This window comes from Verrucosispora sp. WMMA2044 (assembly GCF_027497155.1).
Classification (GTDB): Bacteria; Actinomycetota; Actinomycetes; order Mycobacteriales; family Micromonosporaceae; genus Micromonospora; species Micromonospora palythoicola.
On record NZ_CP114913.1, the window covers coordinates 5876548 to 5887467 of the forward strand.

The window sequence follows — 10920 nt, forward strand, 5'->3', positions numbered from 1 at the left end:
GAGTAGCCCGATCGGGCAACCCCGTACCGGGCTCAGGAGCGCGGCGGAAGGTGCACCAGCTGCACCAACCGGGTACCGCCGCGCCGGGACACCAGCCAACCCCGACCCGGTGGCAGCGGTCCCGGCCGGACGGTGCCGAGCAGCACCCCCTCGTCCCGGTTGCCGGACATCACGATGCCGGGCGTGCTGATCTCCCGGAGTCGCATCAGCACCGGTTCGTACAGCGCCCGGCTGGCACCGCCGGTACGCCGGGCGATGACCACGTGCAGACCGATGTCGCGAGCCTGCGGCAGGAACTCCAGCAGCGGGGTCAACGGGTTGCTCCCGGCGCCGGCCACTAGGTCGTAGTCGTCGACGAGCACGTACAGGTCGGGACCCTTCCACCAGTCGCGGGCCCGCAGCCGCTCGGCGTTGATGTCCGGCGGCGGTAGCCGGTCGCGCATCACCGTGGCCACCTCGGTGACGATGCTCTCGGTGACCTGGGCGGTCGAGCCGTACCCGATCAGGTGCGGCGTGTCGATGTCGCCGAGCAGGCTACGCCGGTAGTCGACGATGACCAGCCGAGCCTCGGTCAACTCGTTGCGGTCGACGATGGTCTGCGCCAGCGCCCGCAGGAAGGTGCTCTTACCCGACTCACCGTCACCGAACAGGATGAAGTGCGGGTCGGCGGCGAAGTCCACGTGCACCGGCTGAAGGTCCACCTCGGCGATACCGATCGGGATCCCCGGGCGGCCGGTGTTGGGCAGGCTGCCGTACGGCACCACGGGCGGCAGCAACCGGATCGGCGGCGCTCCCGGCCCCTGCCAGGCGGCGGCCAGGTCGGTGACCAGCTTCCGCGCGCCCTCGGACAGGCTCTCCGCCTCCTGCGCGCTGTCCGCTCGGGGCAACGCCGCCAGGAACTGCTGCCCGTCCGGCGTGATGCCCCGGCCCGGTGACTTCTCCGGCACGTTCATCGCCGCCCGTCGGTCCAGGTTGGAGTCGCTGGCTTCGGCCAGCCGCAACTCCAGCCGGGTGCCGAAGACGTCCCGGACTGCCGGTCGCAGGTCCATCCACCGACTCGCGGTCACGATCAGATGGATGCCGAAGGAGAGACCCCGGTTGGCGATGTCGTTGATCGTCGGTTCCAGGTCCTCGAATTCCGTGCGCAGCGTGGCCCAGCCGTCGATGACGAGGAAGACGTCGCCGAACGGGTCGTCGTCGTGCTGGCCGTGCCGCCGGGCCCGCCGGTACTCGGCCATCGAGTCCACCCCGCGCTCGGCGAACCGTCGCTCCCGTTCACCCATCAGCAGTTGCAGTTCCGCGACGGTACGCCGGACCAGGCCGGCGTCGAGGCGGGTCGCCACCGAGCCGACGTGCGGCAGGTCGCGCAGCGACGACAGTGCGCTGCTGCCCAGGTCGAGGCAGTAGACCTGGGCCTCCCGCGGCGTGTGGGTCAGTGCCAGGGAGGTGACGACCGTCCGCAGCAGGGTGCTCTTGCCGCTCTGCGGACCGCCGACGATCACCGCATGGCCGGCCGAGCCCGCCAGGTCGAACCAGAGCACGTCGCGGCGCTGCTCGAACGGCTTGTCGACGATGCCGACCGCGACCTGCAACTCGCCGAGCAGGCCGGCGTGCGCGACGGTGATGCCACGAGCGGGATCGGCGGTCATCGGAGGCAGCAACTGGTCCAGCGTCGGCGGCTCGGCAAGCGGGGGAAGCCACACCTGGTGTGCGGGCTTGCCCCGACCGGTGAGTCGACCGACCAGGATGTCCAGCACACTCTCGCCCACCCCGTCGGCCGGCTCCGGCGCCACCTCCTCCCGGGGGGCGCGGGTCACCGGCGGTGCCACGTAGCCGGTGGTGTACTCGCGTACCCGGTCCTCGCCGTCGCCGGCCGCGACCGCCGCCGCCGTCTTGCTGCGGTAGGTGCCGGAGACGTACGCGGCCTTGAACCGGACCAGCGGCTCGGTGCCGAATCGTAGGTATCCGTGCCCCGGAGAGCGGGGCAGCTCGTACGCGTCGGTGGCCCCCAGCACCACCCGCGACTCCATCGCCGAGAAGGTCCGCAGACCGATCCGGTACGACAGGTGCGTGTCGAGTCCCCGCAGCCGGCCCTCCTCCAGGCGTTGGCTCGCCAGCAGCAGGTGCACCCCGAGGGACCGACCGACCCGACCGATCTGCACGAACATGTCGATGAAGTCCGGCTTCGCGGTCAGCAGTTCGGAGAACTCGTCACAGATGATGAGCAGGCTCGGCAGTGGCGACAGCGGTGCGCCCGCCGCCCGGGCCTTCTCGTAGTCACGCTGTGAGGCGTAGTTGCCGGCCGCGCGGAGCAGCTCCTGCCGACGGACCAGCTCGCCGTTGATGGAGTCGGTCATCCGATCCACCAACGGCAACTCGTCGGCCAGGTTGGTGATCACCGCGCTGGTGTGGGGTAGGCCGTCCAGCCGGGTGAAGGTGGCACCACCCTTGAAGTCGACGAGCACGAAGTTGAGGCTCTCCGAGGAGTGGGTCGCCGCAAGCGCCAGCACCAGGGTCCGTAACAGCTCCGACTTACCGGAACCGGTCGCGCCGATCAGCAACCCGTGCGGGCCCATGCCGTCCTGCGCCGACTCCTTGAGGTCCAGCTCCACCGGTCCGCCATCGGCACCCACCCCGATCGGCACCCGCAGCTTGTCGCGGTTGGGGCGCGGCTGCCACGCCCGGTCGACCTCGAACTCGTACGGATCCCCGATGTCGAGCAGCTCGGCCAGGCCCAGCTCGGAGGTGAGCGGAGTGTCGCCCCCGCCCCGCGAGGCGGCGGAGAGGCGCAGCGGAGCCAGTTGCATGGCCAACGCCTCAAGCTCGGCCACCCGGCACTCGTCGGCCCGGCCGATTTCGGCCGGACCGTCCACGGTGATGCTGTGCAAACCGCGGTCCGCCGCCACCTCCAGCACCAGCCGCGCCCGATCGAGTAGCCGAGGCGCCGGCGTGGACAGGTCGAGCAGGGTGACGCCCTCCACCCCGCCCTCGGTCATCAGATGATCCGAACCGGCGGTGTCGCCACCGTCGATGACCACCAGCACGTGCGGCCCGGCGACCTGGGGCGTACCGCCACTGGCGTTGAACCGGGGCCGACTGGCCAGCACGTCGTCGAGCATCGCCTCCAGGCCGGTGACCGACGGTGCTACCAGGCGCAACTGGCCGAGTGCGTCGGTGCGGGACGGGTGCAGGGCGTGCGGCAGCCACTTCGTCCATTCCCAGTCCGCCCGCCGGTCCGGCGCCACACAGATCGCGACGAGCATGTCGTCGGGCGCGTGGAACGCGGTGGCCTGGGCGAGCACCGCCCGGACCATGCTCCGGGCGGCGTCGGTGTCGCCGCGCAGGTGCACCCGGGCGAATCCGTTGAGTGCCATGGTCACCGGTAGGTCCGGCACCTCGCCGTAGGTGGTGAGGAACCGGCGCAGCGCGAGGGCGCACATCGGCTCCAGCTTCTCCAGCGACGTGGCCGGCGGCGGCACCAGCGGAGTCGCCAGCTCCTGTGGCCCCAGACCGATGCGTACGGTGGCGAAGTCCACGTCGCCACGACGACGCTCCCACAGCCGGGGGCCCAGTGGCAGTGACCAGAGGATGTCCGGGTCGGGGTGCCGGTAGAACGCCGCCTCCCGCTGCTTGCGGATGGTCTTGAGCACCCGGCGCCGCTGACGGGACAGATGTGTCATGTACTCGCGGCGCTTCTGCAGCATCTCCTGCTTGCCCGGTCCGCCGGAGTTGTTCGCCAGCTGCGACCCGAGCATCCCGATGGCGGAGAGTCCGAACAGGCCACCGGTGACGTACCCGAGGGTCGACCCGCCCCGGCCGGCGAACATCAGGGCCATCGCGAACGAGCCGGCGAGCATCGGCAGCAGCATCAGCATCTGCCCCCACGCCTTGCCGCTCGGCGCGGGCACCTCGGGCGGCGCGTCCAGCAGCACCTCGCCGGAGGGGTACTCCGGTTCCGGCTGGCGGGCAGGTCGCTTGACGACCACCGTGCTCACGTGACAGACCTCCGTCGCCTCGGTGCGCCGCGGTGAACCGCCCCCGCGTCACCGGCACATGGTAGGTAGCCTTTGCCCGTCAGGACAGCCGCGGGCCGCCGGCCCGCTCCTCGTACCGAGGGGTCGATAGTGGTCACCCAGGCCGGAACCGGACTCGCGCGCATCGCCGTCGTCGCCCCCAACCGCCGGTTGGATCTCGCCCTGCCCGAGCACCTGCCGCTCGTCGGGTTGCTGCCCGCGGTGCTCCGACAGGCCGACGAGGAGCCGTCGGACGGCACCAGCCACGGAGGCTGGATGCTGCGCCGCGGTGACGGCAGTCCGGTCGACCTGGCCCGTACGCTCGCCGCGCAGAACGTCCGTGACGGCGAGACGCTGCACCTGGTGCCGCGCCGCACCGAGTGGCCCGAGCTGGCGTACGACGACCTGATGGAAGCCGTCGCCGACGGCGCCCGACGGCGCGGGGTGGCCTGGAGTCCCTTCGCGACCCGGCTGACCGGCCTGATCGTGGCCGGCGTGCTGCTCCTGCTCGGCCTCGTCGTGATCGTGACGTCCGAGGAGCCCGGCTGGCTCGGCGGTGCGGTGGCGCTCGGCGCGGCCGGCCTGCTGCTGGTCTGCGGGATCGTGCTGTCCCGGGCGATGGCCGACTCGCTCGCCGGTGCGGTCGTCGCCGCCGCCGGGCTGCCCTACGCCTTCGTCGGCGGCGTGCTGGTGATCGGCACCGGCGAGTCGGTCTGGGCACTGGGCGCCCCGCACGTACTGCTCGGCTCCGCCGTGCTGCTGCTCTCCGGGCTGCTCGGGCTGCTCGGCGTGGGTGACGCGACGAGGGTCTTCGTGGCCGCGGTCTTCGTCGGCTTCTGGGGCATGGTCGGCGGGTTGATCGCGCTCGGCTCGATGGACGCCGCACAGGGCAGTGCGATCGTGGTCGGTGCGGTGGTGTTGCTGCTGCCGGCCATGCCGCTGCTCTCCGTACGGCTCGGCAAGATGCCGATGCCGGCGTTGCCGCGCACCGCCGCGGACCTGCTGCGCGACGAGCCGCAGCCGAAGCGGGAAGTGATCTACCAGGCCACCGCACGAGCCGACGAGGTCTTCACCGGCATGATCTTCGGCGCCTTCGTCGTCACCATCGCCGGTCTGATCGTCCTCACCGCGACCGGCACGCTCTCCGCCCTGCTGCTCGCCGGCATCATCTCGCTCGGCTACCTGTTGCGTGCCCGACTGGTCTCGACGGTCCGGCACCGGGTGCCGATGCTGGCCGTCGGTCTGGTGGGCCTCGGCCTGCTGCCCCTGATCGGTGCGGCCGACGCGTCGACCGGGGCCCGGGTGCTGGCCGTGCTGCCGGTGGCCCTGGTCGCGGCCGGACTGTCGGCTGCCGCCGGACTCGCCTACAGCCGACGTGCCCCGTCACCCCGGCTGGCCCGGCTCGGCGACGTGTTCGACATCCTGCTCCAGTTGGCGGTGGTTCCGGTCGCGTGCAGCGTGCTGGGCCTGTACGCGTTCATGCGGGCCATCAACGGCTGACGTCTCCGTCACCAGTCCCGGTCGCTGGCCTCGGACATCTCGGTACCTCGGATCAGGTTGACGATGGCGGTGTCGATGTCGGGGCCGACGAAGAAGTCGTCGGCCCAGTGCAGCATGAACACGCGCCCCTGCGCGTCGGCGACCAGTTCGGACGGCCCGTCCTCGTTGTTGCCGAGCGGAAAAACCGGATTCTCGAAATCCTCGGAGAACGCATGCGCCTTGTCGGTCACCACACCACCGACTGTGGGATGGATGAAACTCATGTAACCGCCGCCGGGCTCGCCGTGACCGCCGAACTGCGGCAACTGGAGACCACCGAACTCGACGAGCGCGGCTCGGGCGACGGGTGAGCACTCAAGCCCGGCCAGTTCGTCGGCAAAGCGGACCATCCAGTGGTTCACCGCCGAGGTCACGTCTCGGCCGGGATACCAGCCTGCTTTGCCCAACACGTGCCGCACGTCGGGCGGAAAACGTCCCTCGGCGGCCCGGTGCTGCGTGTACTCCTCGGCAACCAGCGACGGCGGCAGTGAACGCCATTTGGACACTTCGCCGGTCTGCCGATCGACGACTACTAGGGGATACCCGGTGGCAGAGGGCGGCGCGGGTGGCCCTTCAGTCGGTGGCGCGGCCGGGAGAACGCGCCAGACGACATAGCCCAGGTCGAACTCGTAAAGGTCCACTTCGGGTGCGGGACCCGGTCTGCCCGCACGGGCCCATTCGCGGGCGATAGCCAGGGCCTCGTCGCGGCTGATCATCGGACTCCTCGGGCTGCCGTCGTCGGTTCCGCCGGCCGACACCGGATGCGGGCACCGGGCGGCTCGACGCCGTGCCTATGGTAGGCACCGCGGTCCGGCGCTCGTGACCGTGCGGGCGTACGCCAGGGGAGGCTGCCATGCCGTCGCGGCGGGACCAGGTCCAGTCGTACCAGTTCTTCGTTCAGCGGATGACCTCCGCGCTGGTGGCGCGCGAGCCCGATCCGGAGGCGGCACCGTTCCGGCGACTGGGTGGTGCCGGCTTCGCCAGCGTCATGGTGGCCGTGCTCTGTCTGGCCGCGGTGGGGGTGTACGGCCTGTTGCGGCCGGGCGGCGCGACCAAGTGGAAGGAGGGCGGCGCGGTCATCCTGGAGAAGGAGACCGGCACCCGCTACCTGTACCGGGAGGGCCGGCTGCATCCGGTGCTCAACTACGCCTCCGCGCTGCTGGCGATGGAGACCGCGGCACCGACCGTCTCGGTCTCCCGGAATTCGCTCGTCGGCACCCCGCGTGGCCCGCGCATCGGCATCCCGTTCGCCCCGGACGCGTTGCCCCCGGCCAGCCGCATTCTGGACGGGCCCTGGACTCTCTGCACCCAGCCGGCGCGTAACGCGGCCGGTGGTGTCGTCGCGACCACCGTGCTCACCGTCGGGCGGGCACCCGGCGGTGGACGGGATCCGGGTGACAGCGCACTGCTGGTACGCGACCGCAAGACGGACCGGCTGCACCTGGTCTGGCACGACCACCGGTACGAGATCCGCAGCGAGAAGATCGTGTTGGAGGGTCTCACCCTGAGCGCTGAGCCGGTGGTGGAGGTGGGTGGTGCGTGGCTGAACGCCTTGCCGGCCGGTGAGCCGATCGCGCCTCGACGGGTGGCCGACCGGGGAGCATCCTCGACCGCGTTGCCGGACGCCCGGGTTGGTCAGGTTTTCGTGGTGGAGAGTCAGGGCGGCAGCCGCCAGTACTATCTCGCCGAGCGGACGCGCCTGGTGCCGATCACCCCGCTCCAGGCGGATGTGGTGATGGCCGACACGGAGACGCAGCTGGCCTACCCGGGAGGGGCGAGGCCCTACCCGATCGAACTGGCTGCCGGTACCGCCGCTGCGGCGCCCAAGGCGGGTGCGCCGGCCCAGGGCCGGCATCGAGCGCCGGAGCAGCGGCCGGAGATCGCCCGGTTGGCTGGAGACCAGCCGGCCATCTGCGCGGCCTACCAACCGGGCGCGGACGAGCCGAAGCTGCTGCTCGACGCGCAGGTTCAACCGGTGCGAGAGCCGGTGCGCACCGGTGAGCAGACCGGTGACGGCATCCCGCTCGCCGACCGGGTCGTCATCGAGCCGGGTCACGGCGTCCTGGTTGCCGCGGTCTCCTCTCCGGACCAGGAGACGGGCACCCTCAACCTGGTCACCGACCTGGGGCACCGCTACCCGCTCGCCTCCGAGGGGGTGCCCGCGATCCTCGGCTATTCGGAGGTGCAGCCGGTACGCCTGCCCGCCAGCCTGGTGGTCCGGCTGCCCGCAGGTCCCGTACTCGATCCCACGACGGCGAAGCTCGCGCTCGACCCGGAATGACCTGACCAGCCACAATGGAGAAGCGGAACGCGTCACGGTCTAGCGCGGGCTGGACACGACCCGTTACCGTTCGTACGACGATGGTGCGCAAGCACCGACTGACCGGGCGCCCCGATGGATCGGGGCGATCAACTGAGGACGGGGGTGACTTCCGCCATGTCGATGAACACCGACACCGGCTTGATGCTGAAGACCGAGGGTGACGTCGATGCCGTCGCCGATCGGCTCACCAGCAATCTCAACTCGCTGATGGACCAGCTCGCGCCGCTGTACGACCAGTGGAGGGGCGCGGGTGCCGGTTCCTTCCAGCAGGTGCGTGAGCGGTTCGACCAGGACATGGCCCGCCTCAACGTAGCGCTGCGGGCGATCGCCGAAGCGGTCGGGTCTGCCGGTAAGGACTACGACGTCAGCGACGAGGAGATCCGGGCCGACATGGACAGTGCGGGTGCCACCGCCGGCCAGATCACCGCGGCGCTGAAGCTCTGACGGGGGAGAAGACTCATGACGGAGATTCGGTACAACTTCGCCGGGTTGAACGCCGCGGCGGACAGTTGCAGTGGAGCGGTCCGGAACCTGACCGGAGAACTGGACGGGCTCAAGTCCGGCATCGCACCGCTGCTGGCCACCTGGGACGGTGACGCCCGCGAGGCGTACTTCCAGCGGCAGACTGAGTGGGAGTCGGCCGCCAACGACCTTCGTGACCTGCTCGGTCGGATCGAGAAGGCGCTGCGCGAGTCGGCCGGGAAGATGCAGGCCCGCGAGGCGGCCAACCGCGCGAAGTTCGGCGGCTGAGAACCAGCACCGCAGCACCCGATGGCCCGGCCCGCGCCGGGCCATCGTCGTCTGCACCACAAGCAGCCGTCCGACGATCGGCGCGGCCGCCTCAACCGCGCGGCATCGAGCTCGGTACCCGGAAGAAGAGTTCCTCCGGCTCGTCGATCTCCGGCTCCGTCGGGGGAGAGGCCGAGGGGCGGGTGGGGCGCCACCGCGTGCGGCGGCCACGCGGCAGCAGTGCGGCCAGCACCGCGACTCCGACCGCAACCGTGGCCAGCGCGAGGCCGATCCAGAGCGCCAGCCGACCGAACAGTGCCCAGCGCTCCGCGCGAGCCTGCGCCGCCGCGTCGTACGGCACGTCGGGCAGCGGAGGTTGAGCCACCGGTTCCCCGGTGGTGAGCCGTTCGGTGACCGCCCGGTACGGGTTGACCACCCCGCTGCCGTAGCCGCGTGCGGCGTCACCCCGGGCCGGATCGGCGGTGGCCAGTATCCGCTTGGCGACCTCCCGGGCCGACAGGTTCGGCTCCGCCGCGCGGATCAGGGCGGCGGTCGCACTCACCATCGGGGCGGCGAAGCTGGTCCCGTCGTAGGTGTTGTGCCCAACCAGCCGGGTGGCGGCCACCACCGCGCCGCCTGGTGCGGCGATGTCCACGTACGGCCCGATCTGGGACTGCCGGATTCGCGCACCGTACTGGTCGATGGCGCCCACCCCGATCACGCCGTCGTAGGCCGCCGGGTAGGGCAGCGGATCCGGGCGGGCACCGTCCTGATGCTGGTTACCGGCGGCGGCGACCAGCACGACGTCCTTCTCCAGCGCGTAGCGCACGGCCTGTTCCACGTCCGGGTCCGGCTGGTACAGCGTCACCGACAAGTTGATGACGTCGGCACCGTCGTCGACGGCGCGTCGGATGGCCTGCGCGAAGACGGCCCCGGTGACGGTGTCGCCGCCCGCGCCCGGGCCCTCGTTGGCGTTGCGTTCACTGACCCGGATCGGCACGATCGTCACATCCGGCGCCAGACCGTGGAAGCCGACCCCGTCCTGCTGGCGGGCGGCGATGATGCTGGCCACGGCGGTGCCGTGAGACACGCAGTCCACATCGCCACCCGGGGTGCCGCGCAGGGCGTCGAAGCCGGTGGCCACCCGGTCGGCCAACTGGGGATGGCTGCTGTCGGTGCCGGAGTCGACGACCGCGACTCGCACTCCCGATCCGGTGCTGAACGGCCACACCCGCTGCGGGGCGAGCCACCGCTGATGCCAGGGCGTCTCGGTGTTGACCTCTCCCGGATCGCTCGGATTATCGCAAATCGCCGGTGCGGCAGCCGCCGGGCTCGCCACGGGAATCGTCAGCGTCGTGGCCAACAGCATGCTCACCAGTGCGAACGTCGTCACAGGACGGTCCCGGAACATGTCTGCACGCCTCCCGTCAACCGGTCCCGCTGCATCCTAGCGGCGGGTGGCCTCCAGACCGGGCACCCCGATGTCGTGCCCATTCAGTATGGTCGAGTTGTCACGCCCGGGCGTGGGCGGCGGATGGGACCTGCGCGGGGAGGAACACGCCATGGACGTACAGGCGCTGCGCGCCCGTGCCGACGAGCTGATGGCGCAGTTCGAGCGGATGCGCTCCGGCGTCGGCGACCTGCAGCAACAGCTCAAGACGGTGAAGGCCACCGTCACCTCCGAAGACGGCCTGGTCACCGTCACGGTCGGCCCCCGTGGCCAGGTGACGAAGGTCGAGTTCGACCCGCGGATCTACCGCCGGCCCAACTCGAAGGAGCTTTCCGCGACCGTCACCGAGACGATCCGGCGGGCGACCGAGCAGGCCATGGCCGAGGTCGAGAAGCTGGTCCGACCGTTCGTACCGGACAGTCAGTTTCAGGCGTACATCGACCACGATCTCGACGGCATCTTCCGTCAACTGGACAGCGAACTGCCCGGGGAGGAACGGCGATGAGCGAGCTACGCGAGACCTTCGTCAAGCCCGACGCCGCGTTGGAGGGTGCCAATGAGCTCGGTGCGGCCGGTGCTCGCCTCGCCATGACCTGGCAGAATCTCGCCGCGACCATCGGGACGCTCAACGGTGGGCGACCCTGGGGTGACGACGAGCCGGGCAACGAGTTCAACAAGAACTACCTCGGCGGTGACGATCAGCCGGCGCAGCGGGTCCTCGACCTCACAGCGGATCTGGTGCCCCTGGTCGAGGTGCTCGGGCCCACCGTCAAGGGCGCGGTCGAGGGCACCGTCGACACCGACGACATGGTGAAGACGCTGTTCGGCGGCGACGACAAGTAGCAGCTCACCCGCTACGAGTCGGC

9 protein-coding genes are annotated in these 10920 nt (G+C 70.8%); 6 read left to right on the top strand and 3 right to left on the bottom strand.

Annotated features, from left to right (window positions below; translation table 11 throughout):
* Positions 1 to 32: 32 nt before the first annotated feature.
* Positions 33 to 3995: a type VII secretion protein EccCa gene (gene eccCa, locus O3597_RS26710; RefSeq protein ID WP_281602764.1), complete on the bottom strand. Its 3963-nt coding sequence runs from the start codon at positions 3993 to 3995 to the stop codon at positions 33 to 35.
* Positions 3996 to 4124: 129 nt separating this feature from the next.
* On the opposite strand from eccCa, the gene eccD reads away from it, so the two are divergent.
* Positions 4125 to 5513 (top strand): type VII secretion integral membrane protein EccD, encoded by a 1389-nt coding sequence (gene eccD / locus O3597_RS26715; RefSeq protein ID WP_164449595.1) that lies wholly within the window; start codon positions 4125 to 4127, stop codon positions 5511 to 5513.
* 8 nt (positions 5514 to 5521) lie between these two features.
* Here the strand turns inward: eccD and O3597_RS26720 are convergent, their stop codons facing one another.
* Positions 5522 to 6268: an SUKH-3 domain-containing protein gene (locus O3597_RS26720; protein WP_281602765.1), complete on the bottom strand. Its 747-nt coding sequence runs from the start codon at positions 6266 to 6268 to the stop codon at positions 5522 to 5524.
* 137 nt (positions 6269 to 6405) lie between these two features.
* Here O3597_RS26720 and eccB point away from each other — a divergent pair, with 137 nt between their 5' ends.
* From eccB to O3597_RS26735, 3 genes are all read left to right on the top strand, one after another.
* Positions 6406 to 7833 carry a type VII secretion protein EccB gene (eccB, locus tag O3597_RS26725; protein ID WP_164449592.1) on the top strand — a complete coding sequence of 476 codons (1428 nt, stop codon included), beginning with the start codon at positions 6406 to 6408 and terminating at the stop codon, positions 7831 to 7833.
* Positions 7834 to 7989: 156 nt separating this feature from the next.
* Entirely contained in the window at positions 7990 to 8319 is a 330-nt protein-coding gene (locus tag O3597_RS26730; RefSeq protein WP_164449591.1) for a WXG100 family type VII secretion target, read from the top strand.
* A 15-nt stretch (positions 8320 to 8334) separates the two neighbouring features.
* Positions 8335 to 8625 carry a WXG100 family type VII secretion target gene (locus O3597_RS26735; protein ID WP_164449590.1) on the top strand — a complete coding sequence of 97 codons (291 nt, stop codon included), beginning with the start codon at positions 8335 to 8337 and terminating at the stop codon, positions 8623 to 8625.
* A 91-nt stretch (positions 8626 to 8716) separates the two neighbouring features.
* Here the strand turns inward: O3597_RS26735 and mycP are convergent, their stop codons facing one another.
* Positions 8717 to 10015, bottom strand: a complete 1299-nt coding sequence (mycP, locus tag O3597_RS26740; protein ID WP_281602766.1) for a type VII secretion-associated serine protease mycosin — start codon at positions 10013 to 10015, stop codon at positions 8717 to 8719.
* A 151-nt stretch (positions 10016 to 10166) separates the two neighbouring features.
* Between mycP and O3597_RS26745 the strand changes: the two genes are divergently transcribed.
* Entirely contained in the window at positions 10167 to 10559 is a 393-nt protein-coding gene (locus O3597_RS26745) for a YbaB/EbfC family nucleoid-associated protein (protein ID WP_099852692.1), read from the top strand.
* The gene (locus O3597_RS26750) at positions 10556 to 10897 is read left to right on the top strand and encodes a hypothetical protein (protein ID WP_164449589.1); all 342 of its coding nucleotides are present in this window, start codon (positions 10556 to 10558) and stop codon (positions 10895 to 10897) included. Before O3597_RS26745 ends, O3597_RS26750 begins: the two co-directional genes overlap by 4 nt.
* Positions 10898 to 10920: the final 23 nt, after the last annotated feature.

Bases quoted from the DNA above. Each gene is read 5' to 3' on its own strand.
- O3597_RS26745 (WP_099852692.1), top strand. From the start codon at position 10,167: ATGGACGTACAGGCGCTGCGCGCCCGTGCCGACGAGCTGATGGCGCAG.
- eccB (WP_164449592.1), top strand. From the start codon at position 6,406: ATGCCGTCGCGGCGGGACCAGGTCCAGTCGTACCAGTTCTTCGTTCAG.
- O3597_RS26735 (WP_164449590.1), top strand. From the start codon at position 8,335: ATGACGGAGATTCGGTACAACTTCGCCGGGTTGAACGCCGCGGCGGAC.
- mycP (WP_281602766.1), bottom strand. From the start codon at position 10,015: ATGTTCCGGGACCGTCCTGTGACGACGTTCGCACTGGTGAGCATGCTG.
- O3597_RS26750 (WP_164449589.1), top strand. From the start codon at position 10,556: ATGAGCGAGCTACGCGAGACCTTCGTCAAGCCCGACGCCGCGTTGGAG.
- O3597_RS26730 (WP_164449591.1), top strand. From the start codon at position 7,990: ATGTCGATGAACACCGACACCGGCTTGATGCTGAAGACCGAGGGTGAC.
- O3597_RS26720 (WP_281602765.1), bottom strand. From the start codon at position 6,268: ATGATCAGCCGCGACGAGGCCCTGGCTATCGCCCGCGAATGGGCCCGT.